Annotated in this window: 20 protein-coding genes and 1 pseudogene; 7 read left to right on the top strand and 14 right to left on the bottom strand. The window is 57.7% G+C overall.

Annotated features, from left to right (window positions below; genetic code table 11):
* Positions 1 to 42: 42 nt before the first annotated feature.
* The gene (locus ACW9IR_RS19205) at positions 43 to 1152 is read right to left on the bottom strand and encodes an ABC transporter ATP-binding protein (RefSeq protein ID WP_102901027.1); all 1110 of its coding nucleotides are present in this window, start codon (positions 1150 to 1152) and stop codon (positions 43 to 45) included.
* Positions 1149 to 2069: an ornithine carbamoyltransferase gene (gene argF, locus ACW9IR_RS19200; RefSeq protein WP_110718862.1), complete on the bottom strand. Its 921-nt coding sequence runs from the start codon at positions 2067 to 2069 to the stop codon at positions 1149 to 1151. Before argF ends, ACW9IR_RS19205 begins: the two co-directional genes overlap by 4 nt.
* 404 nt (positions 2070 to 2473) lie before the next feature.
* Here argF and ACW9IR_RS19195 point away from each other — a divergent pair, with 404 nt between their 5' ends.
* From ACW9IR_RS19195 to grxD, 3 genes are all read left to right on the top strand, one after another.
* Positions 2474 to 2764 (top strand): hypothetical protein, encoded by a 291-nt coding sequence (locus tag ACW9IR_RS19195; protein ID WP_027612069.1) that lies wholly within the window; start codon positions 2474 to 2476, stop codon positions 2762 to 2764.
* A 134-nt stretch (positions 2765 to 2898) separates the two neighbouring features.
* Positions 2899 to 5004 (top strand): molybdopterin oxidoreductase family protein, encoded by a 2106-nt coding sequence (locus tag ACW9IR_RS19190; RefSeq protein WP_102901029.1) that lies wholly within the window; start codon positions 2899 to 2901, stop codon positions 5002 to 5004.
* Between the two features lie 97 nt (positions 5005 to 5101).
* Positions 5102 to 5443 carry a Grx4 family monothiol glutaredoxin gene (gene grxD, locus ACW9IR_RS19185; RefSeq protein WP_007916674.1) on the top strand — a complete coding sequence of 114 codons (342 nt, stop codon included), beginning with the start codon at positions 5102 to 5104 and terminating at the stop codon, positions 5441 to 5443.
* A gap of 132 nt (positions 5444 to 5575) precedes the next feature.
* On the opposite strand, the gene bfr is transcribed toward grxD, so the two are convergent.
* Positions 5576 to 6049: a bacterioferritin gene (gene bfr / locus ACW9IR_RS19180; protein ID WP_007916671.1), complete on the bottom strand. Its 474-nt coding sequence runs from the start codon at positions 6047 to 6049 to the stop codon at positions 5576 to 5578.
* 201 nt (positions 6050 to 6250) lie between these two features.
* A complete protein-coding gene (locus ACW9IR_RS19175) occupies positions 6251 to 6469 on the bottom strand; it encodes a bacterioferritin-associated ferredoxin (protein ID WP_003227725.1) in 219 nt (72 codons plus the stop codon).
* Positions 6470 to 6782: 313 nt separating this feature from the next.
* Here ACW9IR_RS19175 and ACW9IR_RS19170 point away from each other — a divergent pair, with 313 nt between their 5' ends.
* Positions 6783 to 7385, top strand: a complete 603-nt coding sequence (locus ACW9IR_RS19170) for a peroxiredoxin (RefSeq protein ID WP_003227723.1) — start codon at positions 6783 to 6785, stop codon at positions 7383 to 7385.
* Between the two features lie 78 nt (positions 7386 to 7463).
* On the opposite strand, the gene rnt is transcribed toward ACW9IR_RS19170, so the two are convergent.
* Positions 7464 to 8141 carry a ribonuclease T gene (rnt, locus tag ACW9IR_RS19165; RefSeq protein ID WP_016986654.1) on the bottom strand — a complete coding sequence of 226 codons (678 nt, stop codon included), beginning with the start codon at positions 8139 to 8141 and terminating at the stop codon, positions 7464 to 7466.
* The gene (gene pyrC / locus ACW9IR_RS19160; protein WP_007916661.1) at positions 8138 to 9184 is read right to left on the bottom strand and encodes a dihydroorotase; all 1047 of its coding nucleotides are present in this window, start codon (positions 9182 to 9184) and stop codon (positions 8138 to 8140) included. The genes rnt and pyrC overlap by 4 nt, the downstream gene beginning before the upstream one ends.
* Positions 9185 to 9344: 160 nt before the next feature.
* Here pyrC and ACW9IR_RS19155 point away from each other — a divergent pair, with 160 nt between their 5' ends.
* Both ACW9IR_RS19155 and ACW9IR_RS19150 read left to right on the top strand, forming a co-directional pair.
* Complete coding sequence (locus ACW9IR_RS19155; protein ID WP_095123258.1) at positions 9345 to 10253, top strand: flagellar protein MotY; 909 nt, start codon at positions 9345 to 9347, stop codon at positions 10251 to 10253.
* A gap of 129 nt (positions 10254 to 10382) precedes the next feature.
* The gene (locus ACW9IR_RS19150; RefSeq protein WP_007916658.1) at positions 10383 to 11600 is read left to right on the top strand and encodes an argininosuccinate synthase; all 1218 of its coding nucleotides are present in this window, start codon (positions 10383 to 10385) and stop codon (positions 11598 to 11600) included.
* A 133-nt stretch (positions 11601 to 11733) separates the two neighbouring features.
* Here the strand turns inward: ACW9IR_RS19150 and ACW9IR_RS19145 are convergent, their stop codons facing one another.
* Positions 11734 to 12450, bottom strand: coding sequence for a hypothetical protein (locus ACW9IR_RS19145; RefSeq protein ID WP_102901094.1), 717 nt, complete (start codon positions 12448 to 12450; stop codon positions 11734 to 11736).
* A 440-nt stretch (positions 12451 to 12890) separates the two neighbouring features.
* On the opposite strand from ACW9IR_RS19145, the gene ACW9IR_RS19140 reads away from it, so the two are divergent.
* The gene (locus ACW9IR_RS19140; protein WP_095123262.1) at positions 12891 to 13517 is read left to right on the top strand and encodes a response regulator transcription factor; all 627 of its coding nucleotides are present in this window, start codon (positions 12891 to 12893) and stop codon (positions 13515 to 13517) included.
* Positions 13518 to 13606: 89 nt separating this feature from the next.
* On the opposite strand, the gene ACW9IR_RS19135 is transcribed toward ACW9IR_RS19140, so the two are convergent.
* From ACW9IR_RS19135 to ACW9IR_RS19105, 7 genes and pseudogenes are all read right to left on the bottom strand, one after another.
* On the bottom strand, positions 13607 to 13780 hold the full coding sequence (locus tag ACW9IR_RS19135) for a PA3496 family putative envelope integrity protein (RefSeq protein WP_180988132.1): 174 nt from the start codon (positions 13778 to 13780) through the stop codon (positions 13607 to 13609).
* Between the two features lie 106 nt (positions 13781 to 13886).
* Positions 13887 to 14525, bottom strand: coding sequence for an endonuclease III (gene nth, locus ACW9IR_RS19130; protein ID WP_102901032.1), 639 nt, complete (start codon positions 14523 to 14525; stop codon positions 13887 to 13889).
* A complete protein-coding gene (locus tag ACW9IR_RS19125) occupies positions 14522 to 15103 on the bottom strand; it encodes an Rnf-Nqr domain containing protein (RefSeq protein WP_457464665.1) in 582 nt (193 codons plus the stop codon). The genes nth and ACW9IR_RS19125 overlap by 4 nt, the downstream gene beginning before the upstream one ends.
* Entirely contained in the window at positions 15100 to 15705 is a 606-nt protein-coding gene (locus ACW9IR_RS19120; protein ID WP_457464663.1) for an RnfABCDGE type electron transport complex subunit G, read from the bottom strand. Before ACW9IR_RS19120 ends, ACW9IR_RS19125 begins: the two co-directional genes overlap by 4 nt.
* Positions 15702 to 16685, bottom strand: a complete 984-nt coding sequence (locus ACW9IR_RS19115) for an RnfABCDGE type electron transport complex subunit D (RefSeq protein WP_102901036.1) — start codon at positions 16683 to 16685, stop codon at positions 15702 to 15704. The genes ACW9IR_RS19120 and ACW9IR_RS19115 overlap by 4 nt, the downstream gene beginning before the upstream one ends.
* 799 nt (positions 16686 to 17484) lie before the next feature.
* A pseudogene (rsxB, locus tag ACW9IR_RS19110) lies at positions 17485 to 17859 on the bottom strand (electron transport complex subunit RsxB); the annotation flags it as partial.
* A gap of 17 nt (positions 17860 to 17876) precedes the next feature.
* Positions 17877 to 18446 carry an Rnf-Nqr domain containing protein gene (locus tag ACW9IR_RS19105; protein WP_102901039.1) on the bottom strand — a complete coding sequence of 190 codons (570 nt, stop codon included), beginning with the start codon at positions 18444 to 18446 and terminating at the stop codon, positions 17877 to 17879.
* Between the last annotated feature and the right edge of the window lie 14 nt (positions 18447 to 18460).

Here is an 18460-nt window from a genome sequence, read left to right as displayed (position 1 = left end):
TGATCCCTGTAGGAGCTGCCGAAGGCTGCGATCTTTTGATCTTTAAAGCGCGGTGCTGTAGCGGCGAACGCCGTTTTCCACTGCCGGGATCTGTGCGGCGGTGCTGCCCGATGCCTGGAACAGTACGAGGTGTTCGGCGGCGACACGAATCCCGACTTCCGCGCCAACCTGATGATCAGCATGGCTCGGGAAAATCGATTCCAGCTGCGCACCCGTCGGCAGTTGCAGGCGATACAGCGTCGAAGCGCCAAGGAACGTCTTACCCACAATCCGTGCTTTCAAGCCACTGTCCGGCGCATACACAATGTCATCCGGGCGCAGCAATACATCCACGGCGCCGCCAATCGGCCATGTATAAGCACGATTGCCCCGCAGCTCGCCCAGCTCGGTCTGCACCGATTCCGGGCTGCCAAGCTGGCCGCGAATGAAATAACCCTGACCAATGAAGCTGGCCACATAAGGCGTTGCCGGTTCGTGATACAGGTTGTACGGCGTATCCCACTGTTCCAGTCGACCTTCCTTGAACACGCCAACGTGATCGCTGACGGCAAAGGCCTCTTCCTGGTCGTGGGTCACCAGAATCGCGCTGGTGCCACGGGCCTTGAGAATGTCGCGCACTTCATGGCTGAGCTTGCGCCGCAGTTCGCCATCGAGGTTGGAGAATGGCTCGTCGAGCAGTAGCAATTGCGGTTCCGGCGCCAAGGCGCGGGCGAGGGCTACGCGCTGCTGCTGGCCGCCGGACAACTCGTGCGGGAAGCGTTTGCCGAGGTTTTTCAGATTGACCAGTTCGAGCAGCTCTTCGGTCACGCGCTCTTTGTTCGGGTGCTTGCGAATACCGAAGGCAATATTGTCGGCAACGCTCAGGTGCGGGAACAGCGCGTAATCCTGAAACACCATGCCGATCCGGCGTTTCTCCGGCGCCAGGGTGAAGCCGGCGCTGGAAATGGTTTCGCCACCGAGGGTGATCTCACCTTCGTGCACCGGTTCGAAACCGGCGATGGCGCGCAGGGTGGTGGTTTTGCCGCAGCCGGACGAGCCGAGCAGGCAGCCGATGTCACCGGCGTTGAGGTGCAGATTGAGGTTCTGCACCACACGTTGATCTTGATAGCCGCAAGCGAGGTTGCGCAGGTTCAGCAGTAATTCATGGCTCATGCGTGGTGATATGCCGGTTCGACGAGGAACTCGAGCAGGGCCTTCTGTGCGTGGAGACGGTTTTCTGCCTGATCCCAGGCGACGGAGCGCGGATCATCAAGCAGGTCGAGGCTGATTTCTTCGCCACGGTGCGCAGGCAAGCAGTGCATGAACAGCACGTCCTCGGCAGCGAGGTCGAGCAGGGCACGGTTGACCTGGAACGGCGCGAACAGCTTGAGGCGCTTGGCAGTTTCCTCTTCCTGACCCATCGAAGTCCAGACATCGGTGCTCACCAGATGCGCGCCGCGCACGGCGTCGGCCGGATCGCGAACGATGGTCACGCGATCGCCAGCCTTGGCCACGAAATCAGGGTTTGGTTCGTAGCCTTCAGGGCAGGCGACGCGCAATTGGAAATCGAACTGCATCGCCGCTTCTATATAGCTGTTGCACATGTTGTTGCCGTCGCCGATCCAGGCCACGGTCTTGCCCTGAATCGAGCCACGATGCTCAAGGAAAGTCTGCATGTCGGCCAGCAACTGACACGGGTGCAGGTCATCGGACAGGCCGTTGATAACTGGCACGCGCGAATTGGCGGCGAATTCGGTCAGGGTGCTGTGGGCAAAGGTACGGATCATCACCGCATCGAGCATGCTCGACATGACAATGGCGCAGTCGCCGATCGGCTCGCCACGGCCCAGTTGGGTGTCGCGCGGTGAGAGGAAGATCGCCTGGCCGCCGAGCTGGATCATGCCCGCCTCGAAGGAGATCCGGGTACGGGTCGAGGACTTCTCGAAAATCATGCCCAGCACGCGGTTTTTCAGAGGCTCGAACAGTACGCCGCGGTTACGCAGGTCCTTGAGCTCAACGCCTCGACGGATCACGCTGACCAGCTCTTCGGGCGTGCAATCCATCAGGGAGAGAAAGTGCCTTGCGCTCATCATTGACTACCTTTTTGCTACAAACCGCAGATGCTCAAAGCCTTGTTTAACGGAACAACGGGCGAGACCTGCGGCGTAAGCCGCACGGGGCGACGAAATAGGGGGAGGCGCGATATTGACACTAAATGTCGCGTTTTTCCAATAGGCTATGGTTTTTGCGAAAATCGAAGGGCGCACTGGATATTGCAGTCGCGCATTTGAAGCCGGGTTCAGGACAGCAGCGAGTCCCTTTGTACACCGGCCTCGCAGGGCTTGGCAATGCGACGTGGCGGGGATTGCGTCGCTTGGGTCGGTTTACCACCGTGGCGCCATGCCATCATTTGGTCGGATGCTCAGGCTGAAACATTTGCTAAAGCAAAGCGCTGGGTTATAAATAAGTTTCGAGCGACGCAGGAAGCCTCCGCATGGAATCGAAAGAAAAACTGTTAATGGAATTGCTGGGCCACACGGCTCGCTCACTGACCCATCTCACCGCGTCGGTCACCTCAATGTCCTTCGAACTGCTGCGCAGCGAAGACGAAGTGGTGAAGACCGCCGGCCGCCACATGATTGATCGCATGGCGACCATCAGCGCCGGCCTTGACGAGCACTGGCGTTTGATCGGCGAACTCACCGGCGTACATGTCGCCCACGAGCAGATCGAAACCATCCAGGAAATTCAGTTGGCTGCGCCGCCGCAGCTGCCGTCGAACTGATCGGGGCGGTTTATCGGCGCACCTGATAGGCGTCGATTCACAAGACGAACGTCGCTGGCGCCTGAACGGCGTCGGGGCCATAGTTTTGTTCCCGCGGACGTTATTGCCCGCCCAGAACAAGACAGAGACTGGCCATGACCAAGACTCTCCATCACCGTGCCTGCCATCTGTGTGAAGCCATTTGCGGGCTGACCATCGAAACCACCGAAACCGACGGCAACGTCGCGATTACCTCGATCAAAGGCGATGCCCTCGACACCTTCAGTCGTGGCCATATCTGCCCCAAAGCCGTGGCCCTGCAAGATATCCAGAACGATCCGGACCGCCTGCGCCAGCCAATGCGTCGTGTTGGCAGCGAGTGGTTGCCGATCGAGTGGGACGAGGCGTTTGCGCTGGTGGCCGATAAACTGGCGGCGATTCAGGAGCGTCATGGCCAGAACGCTGTGGCGGTCTATCAAGGCAACCCGAGCGTGCACAACTACGGGCTGATGACTCACAGCAATTATTTCCTTGGGTTGCTGAAGACGCGTAATCGCTTTTCGGCGACCTCGGTCGATCAGTTGCCACATCACCTGAGCAGCTATCTGATGTACGGCCACGGTTTGCTGCTGCCGATTCCGGACATCGATCACACCGACTTCATGCTGATCCTCGGCGGCAATCCGCTGGCGTCCAACGGCAGCATTATGACCGTGCCAGATGTTGAGAAACGTTTAAAGGCAATCCAGGCGCGCGGCGGTAAAGTCGTTGTGGTCGATCCACGGCGCAGCGAGACGGCGGCCATGGCTGACCAGCACCTGTTCGTGCGTCCCGGTGGCGATGCGGCGCTGTTGTTTGGCATGCTCAACACGTTGTTCAGTGAAGGCCTGACCCGCGACAGTCATCTGCCGGTCGATGGTCTGGATGAAGTGCGCGCGGCAGTTGCATCGTTTACCGCTGAAACCATGAGTCCGTTGTGCGCCGTGCCTGCCGAGCAGATCCGCCAACTGGCGCGTGACTTCGCTGCTGCGCCGAGTGCGGTGTGTTATGGGCGCATGGGCGTTTCAACTCAGGCCTTCGGTACTCTGTGCCACTGGGTGGTGCAGTTGATCAATCTGGTCACCGGCAACCTCGACCGGGTTGGCGGCGCGTTGTGCACCGAACCCGCTGTGGATCTGGTGGCGTCGACCTCGGGCGGGCATTTCAACAAATGGCAGAGCCGTGTTTCGGGTCGTCCTGAATACGGCGGCGAGTTGCCGGTCTCGGCGCTGGCCGAAGAGATGCTCACCGAAGGCGAGGGCCAGATCCGTGCGCTGATCACCGTCGCCGGTAATCCGGTGCTGTCGACGCCGAATGGGCGGCAACTGGAGCAGGCGCTGGACGGTCTGGAGTTCATGGTCAGCATCGACTTGTATATCAACGAAACCACGCGCTACGCCGATCTGATCCTGCCGTCGACCTCGGCGCTGGAAAATGACCACTACGACACCACGTTCAATTTGTTCGCGGTGCGTAACGTCACCCGCTTCAACCGCGCGATCCTCGCCAAGCCCGAGGGCGCTTTGCATGATTGGGAGATCTTCGTGGGCCTGGCCAAGGCGTTTGCCGAGAAGACCGGCAAGGAGCTGAAACCGACCATGCCGCCGGCGAAGATGATCGACATGGGCCTTCGCATGGGCATGTACGGTGACGCGTCTGAGCAAAAGCTGTCTTTAGCGACGCTGTTTGATCATCCGCACGGTATTGATCTGGGGGCGTTGAAAGCCAATCTGGCGCCGCGCCTGAAAACGCCTGATCAGCATGTACAGGCCGCTCCGCCGGAGATCCTTGCTGACCTCGCGCGTTTCGCCGCATTGCAAGCACCGGCCGCCGATGAGCTGTTGATGATTGGCCGCCGTCATGTGCGCAGCAACAACTCCTGGATGCACAACTATCACCGATTGGTGAAGGGCAAGCCGCGTCACCAGTTGTTGATGCACCCGGATGACCTTGCCAGTCGTGGTCTCAACGATGGTCAATTGGTGCGCGTCAGTTCGCGGGTCGGGCAAATCGAAGTCGAAGTACTCGGCAGCCTCGACATGATGAAAGGCGTGGTCAGCCTGCCGCACGGTTGGGGCCATGCGCGCCCGGGCGTGCAAATGGCGATTGCCAGCGGTCAGCCGGGGTCAAGTGCCAATGACCTGACCGATGAATGCCAGCTCGACGAGCTATCCGGCAACGCCGCGCTCAATGGTGTGCCAGTGACGGTGGCGGCGGCTTGATCTAGTCTGTCGGGGAGACCGAGCATGGCGCTCGGGATTCCGTTACAATGCGCCACCGTGCCGACCCATGAGTCGGAAAGTTCAGCCGAGGTGCTCCATGGATATCATCGAAACGATTAAAGAGCAGATTGCCAACAACACCATTCTGCTTTACATGAAAGGCTCGCCGAATGCCCCACAGTGTGGCTTCTCCGCGAAAGCTGCGCAGGCTGTCATGGCGTGTGGCGAAAAGTTTGCGTACGTGGACATCCTGCAGAACCCGGAAATCCGCGCCAACCTGCCGAAGTACGCCAACTGGCCGACTTTCCCGCAACTGTGGGTAGGCGGTGAGCTGGTCGGCGGTAGCGACATCATGACCGAGATGGCTGCAGACGGTTCGCTGCAAACCACCATCAAGTCGGCTGTTGAAGCGGCAGCGGCGAACAAGTCCGAAGCCTGATCAGCTTTTGTCGGAGCGAGCTTGCTCGCTCCGACATGGATTTCAGCATTGACTGAAATCCGGGCAATAAAAAGCCCCGCGCCTCGAAAGAGGGCGGGGCTTTTTAGTGTCTCGAGTTTAGCGGGCGCTAACTTACTCTTCGCCCATCTGCGATTGCAGATAGTTCTCAAGACCGACTTTATCGATCAGGCCCAGTTGGGTTTCCAGCCAGTCGATGTGTTCTTCTTCGGATTCGAGAATGTCTTCAAGCAGTTCACGGCTACCGAAGTCACCGACGGTTTCGCAATGCGCAATCGCGGTCTTCAGGTCAGCGTGGCCGGTCTTCTCGATACGCAGGTCGCACTCCAGCATTTCCTTGGTGTGCTCGCCGATGTGCAGCTTGCCCAAGTCCTGCACGTTTGGCAGGCCTTCGAGGAACAGGATGCGCTTGATCAGCTTGTCCGCGTGCTTCATCTCGTCGATGGATTCTTTGTATTCGTGTTTGCCGAGCTTGTTCAGACCCCAATCTTCGTACATGCGCGCATGCAGGAAGTACTGATTGATCGCGACCAGCTCATTGGCAAGGATCTTGTTGAGATGCTGGATGACTGTAATGTCGCCTTTCATGATCGGAGTCCTGCCCTGTAATAGCTGTATATACGGCAGAGTTTGAGCTTCGCACTTATAAGTGTCAAACCTAAGTTATTGAATAATATATGAAAATTAATCGGAATAAGAATGTTTGTGTTCCGCGTCTGGAGCCTAAGCGTTTGATTTACAGGCATAAAAAAACCGGACATAAGTCCGGTTCTTTGAAATGGGGTGTTATTACGCAGCAGTAAATTCTACCGGATAGGGGATCGCGGCCTGAGCGGTTTGCAGCTTGGTCAGGGTTTCGCGGACCACTTCCTTGGCAAGGCAGGCACATTTGCCGCATTGGCTGGCGACGCCGGTGGCTTGGCGAACTTCTTTATAGCTGCAGCAACCTTCATAGATCGCTTCGCGGATCTGTCCGTCGGTGACGCCAGTGCAGAGACAAACATACATAAGTGAGAACCGTCGCTGGTTGTGACTCAATTGCGATGGATCTTAATGTTAACGAGAATGATTGTCAAAGTGCTTTCGGAAGGCTTTAGCTGATTAACAGCCATGACTGACGAACGGTATTTGCTGGCGATTTGCCTGGCCCCGTAAATGCAGCGCCGTTCTGCGCCTGCTTTGAAAAACCGTTGAGGACAGGCCAAATTCGCAGTGTATGATGGTCGGCCCTTGCGAAGGGGTTCGTGTCACAGGGCTGTCGTCTGAGGATGGCAGGCTGGCGCGGACCCTGAACTTCAAGTTTTTACACCAGGAGATATCAATGAGCGTACTCGTAGGCAAACAAGCCCCTGACTTCACCGTCCCGGCCGTACTCGGCAATGGCGAGATCGTTGACAGCTTCACCCTGTCCTCGGCCATCAAAGGCAAATACGGCCTGGTGTTCTTCTACCCACTGGACTTCACCTTCGTCTGCCCGTCCGAGCTGATCGCTCTGGACAACCGCATGGCCGACTTCAAGGCACGCAACGTTGAAGTGATCGCTGTGTCGATCGACTCGCACTTCACTCACAACGCATGGCGCAACACTCCAGTGAACAATGGCGGCATCGGCCAGGTGAAATACACCATGGCTGCCGACATGAAGCACGACATCGCCAAGGCTTACGACGTTGAATCCGAAGGCGGCGTGGCTTTCCGTGGCGCGTTCCTGATCGACGACAAAGGCGTTGTCCGCTCGCAGATCATCAATGACCTGCCGCTGGGCCGTAACATGGAAGAGCTGATTCGTCTGGTCGACGCTCTGCAATTCCACGAAGAGCACGGCGAAGTCTGCCCTGCCAACTGGAAAAAAGGCGACAAAGGCATGAACGCTTCGCCAGAAGGCGTTGCTGCCTACCTGACCGAGAACGCTGCTGCCCTGTAAGGCGCAACGTCGAGGTACAAAAAAACCGGCCCAAGTGGCCGGTTTTTTTATGCGCGGGATTTACCCGACGACCATCAATCAGTCGTCGAAGTCTTCCCAGCCGCCCATCTGTTTCCAGCGGTTGACGATGCCGCAGAACAGCTCTGCGGTTTTCTCTGTGTCGTAACGCGCCGAGTGCGCCTCACGGCCGTCGAAATCGATGTCGGCAGCCTGGCAGGCTTTAGCCAGCACGGTTTGACCGTAGGCCAGACCCGCCAGCGTCGCGGTGTCGAAGCTGGAGAACGGGTGGAACGGGTTGCGCTTCATGTCCAGTCGCGCAACTGCGGCGTTGAGGAAGCCGAGGTCGAAGCTGCTGTTGTGACCGACCAGAATCGCGCGCTTGCAGCCATTGGCCTTCAGCGCCTTGCGGATACCACGGAAAATGTCAGTCAGCGCGGTTTCTTCGCTGACCGCCATGCGCAGCGGATGATCGAGCTTGATCCCGGTGAACTCCAGCGCTGCCGCTTCAACGTTGGCGCCTTCGAACGGCTCAACGCGGAAGAAGTAGGTGTGATCGGGGTAAACAAAGCCCTTTTCATCCATGGCGATGGTGGTCGCAGCAATCTCCAGCAACGCATCGGTGGCCGAGTTGAAACCACCGGTTTCTACGTCGACGACTACCGGCAGGTAGCCGCGAAAGCGTGCTGCCATCGGGTGACGGGAACCGCCACCACCACTTTGACCGTCCAGTTCGTCGTCGAAATGGTCTTCACTCACGCGTGTTCCTCCAGCAGGCGCCAGCGCAGTTTTTCACCGGCGCGCAGCGGGATAACGGTCAGCTCGCCAAACGGCAGGCTGGTCGGGGCAGTCCATTCTTCACGAACCAGGGTGATGCGATCGGTGTTCGCCGGCAGGCCGTAGAAGCGCGGGCCATTGAGGCTGGCGAAGGCTTCGAGTTTGTCCAGCGCGTTACGCTGTTCGAAGGCTTCGGCATACATCTCGATGGCGGCGTACGCGGTGTAGCAGCCGGCGCAGCCACAAGCGGCTTCTTTGGCGTGCTGGGCGTGCGGTGCCGAATCGGTGCCGAGGAAGAACTTCGCGCTGCCACTGGTGGCGGCGTCGAGCAGGGCTTCCTGATGCGTATTGCGCTTGAGGATCGGCAGGCAATAGAAGTGCGGCCGAATCCCGCCCACCAGCATGTGATTGCGGTTGTAGAGCAGGTGATGCGCGGTGATGGTCGCGCCAACGTTGGCCGAAGCCTCGTTGACGAACTGCACGGCGTCGCCGGTGGTGATGTGTTCGAACACCACTTTCAGCGTCGGGAAGCGCTCGACGACACGACGCATGTGCTCATCGATGAAAATCTTTTCGCGGTCGAACACATCGACGTCGCCACGGGTGACTTCACCGTGGATCAACAGCGGCATGCCGACTTCGGCCATGGCTTCGATTGCCGGCAGAATCTTGTCGATGCTGGTCACGCCGGAATCGGAGTTGGTGGTCGCGCCGGCCGGGTACAGCTTGGCGGCGTAGACAAAGCCACTGGCCTTGGCTTCACGAATTTCTTCGGGCTGGGTGCGGTCGGTGAGGTACAGCACCATCAGCGGCTCAAAGCGACTGCCGGCCGGGCGGGCAGCGAGAATCCGCTGGCGATAGCCGTCGGCTTCAGCGGCGTTGCGCACCGGGGGTACCAGGTTGGGCATGATGATGGCGCGACCAAAAGTGCGCGCAACATCGGCAACGGTATTGGTCAACACGGCACCATCGCGAAGATGAATGTGCCAGTCGTCGGGACGCAGCAGGGTCAGGCGGTCGGACATGAGGGGCTTCCAGGCGGGTCAAACTGAGGCGAATGCTACCGGAAAAGACTCTTGCAGGCACTCGCTATCAAGTTTTGCGGGAACCTTCCGATATCCCGTAGGTATGCCGTAAACATAGTGTGAATCGGTCTTTGTGTTTCAGAAGCCAATGGAGCCTCCCGTGCGCCAGCGTTATTTAGCCTTGCTCAGTGTGTTTGCCAGCCTTCCCGCGATGGCGCTCACGTACCAGACCCGTCTGGAGAACATTGAGTGGACGGTCGCCGGCGACAAGTTCGAATGTCGTCTGACCCAACCGATCACCGATTTCGGCTCGGGTGAGTTCGTGCGCAAGGCCGGCGAACAGGCGATCTTCCGTCTGAATGCCTACAACGCCATGCTTGGCGGTGGTTCGGCGACGTTGCTGGCGGCGGCGGCACCGTGGCAGCCGGGTCGTGGTGACATCAATCTGGGCAACGTCCGGCTCGGCAGTGGCAACGTGCTGTTCAGCAGTTCGCAATCCCAGGCCGGTGGCCTGATCAGCGGTCTGCTGGACGGTCGCAGCCCGGTTGTACGTCGCGCGTCTGGCGATGGCCGTGTCTCGGAAGTGCGTTTATTGCCGGTGAAATTCAGCAAGGCGTTTAACGACTATCAGACCTGTGTAGCGAAGTTGCTGCCGCAGAATTTCGACCAGATCAAGCAATCGCAGATCGGCTTCCCCGGCGAGGGTGTTGACCTCGATGCCGCCGCCAAGGCCAAGCTGCAAGTGATGCTCGAATTCATGAAGGCCGATCCGACGGTCAATCACATCGAACTCGATGGCCATTCCGACAACAGCGGTAATCGTCTGACCAACCGTGAACTGTCGCGCCGCCGAGCGCTGGCAGTGGTCGACTTCTTCAAGGCCAATGGCATCGCCGAATCGCAGATCACAGTACGTTTCCACGGTGAACAATACCCATTGGTTCCGAACACCAATGCGGCCAACCGGGCGAAGAACCGTCGGGTTGCGGTGAAGCTTGCACGCGTGGCGCCAACCACCGCTCCAGCGCCTCAGGCGAGCACCCCAGCCAGCACCGCAGCGACTTCCTGACCCGCTGGTCATCGTCGCGCTGTCGACAGATTCTGTCGCTTTGTCGTCTTAAGCTGTCGCGCCTCTGTAAATTATCGCGTTTGAGCGGTAGACTCCTCGGCTTTCCGTAGAACCCCGTGGAGTGATGGCATGGCGGACGTAAACAAGGTCGTTCTGGCGTATTCCGGCGGCCTGGACACTTCGGTGATCCTCAAGTGGCTGCAGGATACTTATAACTGTGAAGTGGTGACCTTCACCGCTGATCTCGGTCAAGGCGAAGAGGTCGAGCCGGCCCGCGCCAAGGCTCAGGCCATGGGCGTCAAAGAAATCTACATCGACGATCTGCGCGAAGAATTCGTGCGTGATTTCGTGTTCCCGATGTTCCGCGCCAACACCGTTTACGAAGGCGAGTACCTGCTGGGTACCTCCATCGCACGTCCGCTGATCGCCAAACGTCTGATCGAAATCGCCAACGAAACCGGCGCTGACGCCATTTCCCATGGCGCCACCGGCAAAGGCAACGACCAGGTGCGCTTCGAACTGGGTGCCTACGCACTCAAGCCAGGCGTAAAAGTCATTGCGCCATGGCGTGAGTGGGACCTGCTGTCCCGCGAGAAGCTGATGGACTACGCCGAGAAGCACGCGATCCCGATCGAGCGTCACGGCAAGAAGAAGTCCCCGTACTCGATGGACGCCAACCTGCTGCACATCTCCTATGAAGGCGGCGTGCTGGAAGATACCTGGACCGAGCACGAAGAAGACATGTGGAAATGGACCGTCTCCCCGGAGAACGCTCCTGATAAAGCGCAATACCTGGAACTGACCTACCGCAACGGCGACATCGTTGCACTGGACGGCGTCGAAATGACTCCGGCCACCGTGCTGGCGACGCTGAACAAGATCGGTGGTGCCCACGGTATCGGCCGTCTCGACATCGTCGAGAACCGTTACGTCGGCATGAAGTCCCGTGGTTGCTACGAAACCCCGGGCGGCACCATCATGCTGCGCGCTCACCGCGCCATCGAATCGATCACCCTGGACCGCGAAGTCGCTCACCTCAAAGACGAACTGATGCCGAAATACGCCAGCCTGATCTACACCGGTTACTGGTGGAGCCCAGAACGTCTGATGCTGCAGCAGATGATCGACGCTTCGCAGGTCAACGTGAACGGCGTTGTGCGCCTGAAGTTGTACAAAGGCAACGTGATCGTCACTGGCCGCAAGTCCGACGATTCGCTGTTCGATTCCAACATCGCGACCTTCGAAGAAGACGGTGGTGCTTACAACCAGGCCGACGCTGCGGGCTTCATCAAGCTCAACGCGCTGCGCATGCGCATTGCTGCCAACAAGGGCCGCAAGCTGTTCTGAGATTTTTCAGGCTGACGCGCAATGAAAGGGCGGCCTTGTCTTCGAGACAAGGCCGCCCTTTTTTTAAATTCGTTGTCAGTTTGTTGTCGAGTGATGCCAGTGCCTGGCTGCATGTGCGGCGAGGACAGACTGTTCAATTGCGACCCAGCAGCGTCACCGCTTGTGAGCACAGGTTGTAAACAATGCAAAGTGTCGTGCTCGAACCTTTCTTTGCATGTTTGATCTGCAGGAGTGCATTTTTAGTCAGTGAAGCATCTGACACATGATTGGAAAGAAACACGATGACCCGGTCGGTATTTTTATCGGAATTTCGGATTTTTTCCAGAATCGTGGCGAACTCTCTCGACGCCTCAATATTGCGTGCATCAACAATATGAAGATTGCTGATGGATGCGGGTAAGCGAATATTGTGTTGAACGGTAAGGTTTTGATTCGTATCGACGCGTGGCGGAGGGTCGGGGACGTTATGGATTTTGCACGAATCCTTGCACAGTGCAGCCGCGCTCTCGCAGGGCACGATGTGGCTTGATATTTCAAACGTATCGAGTGTGCCTGGTTCCTGCGTTAACGTATTTCGTTTGTTGTCATGATCATTACTGTCCATTGCTTTTAAAAAGCTCTCGTCTTTGCCGAAGTCGGAAGGCGAATAGAGGGAGCGGTAGTTGAAATTAAGCGTTATAAAAAAAAGAAATAACAAGTAAAATGGAAAGCTGATCAAGAACCACACGTATACGGCCCGGTCCTCATTATTGAGGAAGGGTAGAGAAATAGCGGCCGAGGCCTCGGAGAGTCCAGCGAATATTGCGATGACTGTCATTGGGTTGTTGATCTTGTTTTTTATCCTTAACATGGTCTTGTTCTTTTGTTTTGGTTTTCTCATTTGATGGCGTCGTTTTGTTTGGTTGTTAGTAAGGTGGTTGATTGGAGTTTGTATTTATAGCAAAAAGTTTTTGTAAGGCCGTAAATATCTTGTTTCAGTGTTTATTAACTAGTGGGACGGGTATTGATCCGGTTCGTACGCTTGTAATGCATTGACCGTAGGCTCTGGCAGGCTTTTCGGCCTTTGCAGGCGCACGCGGTTACAAATCAGCAACGGACAGGTTGCGCAGTATCTAGAGCGGTATGTCGTCGGATATTTAGGAGGGCAATGATTTTTTGTAGGAATAATCCTCAATCACTGTAGGGGATGTCTTGCGATGCGAGTCCATGAAAGGCTTGGCATACTAAGGGGCAAGTGACTGGGCTATTGTGCGTGTTCTAAAAACTCGAACAGCGAAACTGGACTTGCCCATGAATAAAGTGCTGATCGTGGATGACCACCCCGTCATTCGTCTCGCGGTACGTATGCTGATGGAACGTCATGGCTACGAAGTCATTGCAGAAACTGATAATGGTGTAGATGCATTACAACTTGCTCGCGAGCAAATGCCGGATATAGTCATTCTGGATATTGGAATACCGAAACTTGATGGGCTTGAGGTTATTGCTCGCCTGACTTCGACAACCATGCCTATTAAAGTGCTGGTGTTGACTTCGCAAGCCCCTGGGCACTTTTCGATGCGCTGCATGCAATCAGGGGCGGCGGGTTATGTCTGTAAACAGCAGGATCTCACCGAGTTGTTGAGTGCGATCAAGGCGGTTTTATCCGGATACAGTTACTTTCCCAATCAGGCACTCCACACAGTGCGGACCAGTTTGGGTAATGCCAGTGAAGCCGATATGGTGGATCGCCTTTCCGGTCGCGAAATGATGGTGTTGCAGCAGTTGGCGCGGGGCAAGACGAACAAGGAAATCGCCGATGGAATGTTCCTGAGCAACAAGACCGTGAGCACTTACAAGACCCGCTTGTTGCTGAAACTCAATGCGCGCTCGCTGGTAGATCTGATCGAGTTGGCGCAGCGCAATGGGCTCGTCTGAATCTTTCAGTCGCTGAAGGGGTCATGGGCCGATCGAATTCAGTGAGTCGCAGAAAGTAAAAAGCCTCCGGTTCGGGAGGCTTTCAAGTTTCACAGATCAAAATCGTACTCGGCCAATTGCTTTCGCAGTCGGCGCTCCTCAAGCAGGTTGTCGATAGTGCGGCGCTTGCTCAGATTGGTCTTGGCAACTTCAACCGCCGGTTCGGCGTCATCTGCCTCCGTGGTGTCGTCATCCAGTTCCAGTTCCTCTTTGTCAGTACTCATAAATCACTCCCACACTAAGACTGCCTTTGGCGCTCCTTATATCGACATTCCCGCGTCGGGTAAAAAAGATTTTTTCAATCGACCATTCAATAATTCCAATAGCCGGTCAATCGTCCGATGTTTTGTGTTTGTACTCGCACAGGTCTTCAATTCGGCAGCTACCGCACCGTGGCTTGCGGGCCAGGCACACATAGCGCCCGTGGAGAATCAGCCAGTGATGGGAGTCGAGCAGAAATTGTTTGGGTACAAACTTCATCAGTTTGTTTTCCACTTCGACCACGTTCTTGCCGGGAGCGATGCCGGTCCGGTTGCTGACGCGGAAGATGTGCGTGTCGACGGCCATGGTCAACTGGCGAAAAGCTGTATTGAGTACCACATTGGCAGTTTTGCGACCGACGCCGGGCAAGGCTTCAAGCTCTTCACGCGTTTGTGGTACTGCACCGCCGTGGCGTTCGACCAGCAAGCGGCAGGTCTCGATGACGTTCTTGGCCTTGCTGTTGTAGAGGCCGATGGTCTTGATGTATTCGGACAGCCCTTCGACGCCCAGTGCATGGATCGCTGAAGGCGTGTTGGCAACCGGAAACAGCTTCGCTGTCGCTTTGTTGACACCGACGTCGGTCGATTGCGCTGAAAGAATTACCGCAATCAGCAGTTCGAACGGCGAGGTATAGGCCAGTTCGGTTTTCGGCTCGGGGTTGTCCTCATGCAGTCGACGAAAAATCTCAAGACGTTTTGCGGCATTCATGGGCGATGCGTTTCCTTGAAAATAGAGTTCGAGCCGGTCCACGCCTGACGAGCTGCGAGCAGCAGCCCCAACGAAATCAAAGCGCCGGGAACCACGGTTGCCAAATGCAACCCGGCACTGAATAAGACCAGACCTTGCCAGTGTTCGAACAGGCCGTGACCGAGGGTTCCGCGGCCCGCGAGCTCTCGTAACCCGGCAAGTATCAGCATCAAAACGCCAAATCCGGCGCTGAGTCTGAGGCGCTCGGTCAGTGTCTGGCGGAAAAATCCATGGTGCTCCAGCACCACGCACTGCAGCCCGATCAGGCCAGCGTAGAGACCAAACGCATGGTGCCATGGCAAGAACCAGCGTTGCGCGAAGATCTCCGCACAACTGGTCAACGTAGCCGCGAGCAACAAACTCGCCAGCAATGTCCTTGCCCCCGACGTACGCCATCGCAAAGGTGCCATGCAAAAGCCGTATGCACCGGCCACAGTGATGAACATCAAAGCGGCTCCCAACGCGCCCGCCAGGGAGCTGGTTGTGCCCAGCAGGATTACCAGCATCAGTGAGTTCGACAGCTTTGCCATCCGCTTCATGGTTCGCTCCCCAGCAGCGCCGTTCGATGGGCATCGAAGTAGCGCAACGCGTCATGGATCGCGTTGATCGCCGCGCGGGACGTAATCGTCGCCCCGGCTATCTGATCAAATTGGCCTTGATCCTTTTTCAAAGCCCAACTGGTATCCGTCGGCCCATCACTGGATTTGCCGGTGAATGTCCCAAGCCAGGCATTCGGCCAGTCACCCAAATGCCCGCCGAGCGCTGGAGTTTCATTTTGCTTGAGGGACTTCACACCCAGCAGTTTTCCCTGGGCATCAATGGCGATCAGTAACTCGATAGTGCCCGCATAACCTTGGGACTGGCTACGCAACAACACAGCTACCGGTCGCCCAGCCTGGGTCGCGCGATAGCCGCCGGTCAGCGTGCTATGGGGCAAGACAATATCCGCCAATGCCAGCGGCTGCTCCAGCGGTTGATTGTCGTAACTATTGATTGCGAGCACATCGAGCAGTCTGTGGCTGTCGATCAGGCGTTGCTCGGCGGCAATCTGCGGGGCATTGCTGCGTTGCACCAGATACGTCGTACCGATGCCGACAATGGCCAAAAGCGACAGGGCAAGTGCACTCGTCAATCGGTTCATGGCGTCGTCCGTGCCTGTCGGCTTACGGCAAAGCGTTCCAGTGCCGGTACGCAGAGATTCATCAGCAATACGGCAAACGCAACACCGTCCGGGTAACCACCCCACGTACGAATCAGATAAGTCAGCAACCCGACGCCAACACCGAAAAGCAGGCGGGCGAGCGGGCTTTTGGCGCCGGACACCGGTTCAGTAATGATGAAAAATGCGCCGAGCATGGTTGCGCCGCTCAGCAGGTGGAGCACTGGCGAGCCATGAGAGTCGGAGCCTGATCCATTCCAGCACAGCAGACTGACCAGAAACAGGCTGGCGAGCATACCGACCGGCGCGTGCCAGCCGAACACTCGCCGTTGCAGCAAAAACAGCCCGCCAACCAGAAACGCCAGATTCACCCACTCCACGCCATGTCCGCCGAATTGCCCGAAGGCCGGGTTGGCAGCGAAGAGTTCATCGATGGTCAGGCTTTTGTTGATGCGCAAGGTATCCAGCGCCGTGGCCTGAACCCAGGCATCCGGCGCTTGCCGTGGGTTGAATACCTGCTGGACGGCGTCGAGCAGACTCATACCGTGGACAGGCCACTGCGTCATCGGCTGCGAGAACATCACGATCGCCAGAGCAAAACCGAGCATGGCCGGATTGAACGGGTTTTTGCCTACGCCGCCGTACAGGTGTTTGCCAAACAGCAGGCCCGAGGCGATCGCGACCACTGTCAGCCACCAAGGGCAATATGGCGGCAAGGCTGCGGCAAGCAGGGTTGCACTGACCAGCGCGCTGCCGTCGCTCAGGGTGGGCCGCAACGGTTGCCGGCGCAGGCGGGTAATACCGGCCTCGACCACCAACGCAGTGCTGGCGGACAGGATCAGATTGATCAACAAGCCCCAACCGTAAAACCAGAACAGCGCCAGCAGCCCCGGCAACGTCGCCAGCAGTACCAGCTTCATCGCCTGTTGCAGGCGATCGTCCGGCGCCTCAAGGGGCGACATGGTCTTGCACCTGGCGCTCGGCGTCTTGCAGGCGGGCGCGGGCCTTGTCGAGGGTTTCGGCCGGGGTGTCGGCGCGGCGTTCGAGCTTGTTCAGATCAGCGCGAGCGTAGGCCAATTCGGTTTTCAACTGGCGAAGGTGGCTGTCGATAGGGCGTTTTTCTACTCGCACCAGGTCAGGCAAAGGCTGCTCGCTGGTCGCTTCGGCATTATGCAAAGCCTGCTCGGCATCGCGCAAAGCCTGTTCCAGGGGAGCGATCTGCTCCGGCGCGGCTTCGCCGGTCTGCGCTTTTTTCAGTTCGGCGCGGCGCATGGCCAGTTGGATCTTCGCCCGTTTCAAATCAGCATCTTTCGCCGGCGCCGTGGCGATCGGGGCCGGCGGGGCGCTGGTTTCGAGTTTTGCCAAAGCGTGTTCCGCGACCTCGAACTGCTGCTGCAGCACGATCAGTTGCGACTGTTGCTCGAACGTCGGCGGATGGCCAAAAGCTTTCAACGACTTGTGCAATTGTGCACGGCTCATGGCCACATCGATCTTGGCTTTCTTCAACGCCGCATCTGCGGTCGCCGCTTTTTGCGCACGCACCCGTTCCAGCGCCGCCTGCACCGGGTCGGTTGCGGACACTTCAGGTAGCGCCGCCCGTTTCGCTCGGGCTTCACGCTCAGCCTGTTTCTGTTGTTCTTCGCGTTGAAGACGGTCATTGCGTCGCTCAAAGCGTTGACGTGCGTGATCACGTTTAACGGCGCGAGCGCGTTGCTCGTCGAGATTGAAGGCCAGACCTCCCACCACCGGCAGCGTGCCGAGCGGCAGCGGGTGCATTTCAATGCAATCCACCGGGCATGGGGCGACGCACAGGTCGCAGCCGGTGCATTCATCGATGATCACGGTGTGCATCAATTTTGCCGCGCCGACGATGGCATCGATCGGACAGGCCTGAATGCATTTGGTGCAGCCGATGCATTCGGCTTCGCGGATATAGGCAACCTGCGGCGGCGCCGAACCGCGACTGATATCGAGTTCCAGCACCGGCACTTTCAACAGGTCGGCCAGCGCCGCAATGGTTTCTTCACCGCCCGGCGGACACTTGTTGATCGGCTCGCCCTCGGCGATGCCTTGTGCGTACGGCTTGCATCCGGGATGGCCGCACTTGCCGCATTGGGTCTGCGGCAGAAGGGCATCGATGCGTTGAATCAGACTCATGTTTTGATCAGTCCACTGAATCCGAGAAAAATCACTGCGATCAGTCCGGCGCCGATCAGATCGATCGGCAGGCCACGGAAGGGCAGGGGAATATCGTTATCGACCGTGCGTTCACGCAAATCCTGGAACAGGCTCAGTACCAGCCAGAAGCCCAGCCCGGCACCGAGGCTCAAAGCCGTCGCGTGCAACAGGCCTTGATCGTCTTGCACATTGATCAGTGCCAGCCCGAGTACGCCGGCATTGCCCAGCAACAGCGCCCACAACCCGTCGAATGGCCAAGCGGGCAGCCCGTGCGCCAACAGTTTCAGGATCGGTGCGATCAATAGCACGTTCAGCGGCAGGAAGACGAACAGGTGCAGGGCTTCCAGTTGCAATGGCACCAACAGCCAATGCCAGAGCGCGTAACCGAGTACACCGACGACCAGCATCAGGCACAACGTCGCCAGTCCCAGCGCATGGACTTGGCGACGACTGCCCGCCAACAGCGGATCGACGCCCAGCGGCCAGTGCAACACGAAGTTGTTGAGCAGCGCGGCACTGACAAGCGTTAGCACGAGTTCGGTCATGGTTCTGCCGGTGA

It is taken from the genome of Pseudomonas sp. SDT291_1_S447 (genome assembly GCF_054070155.1).
This window is presented reverse-complemented; position numbering and strand designations above follow the sequence as displayed.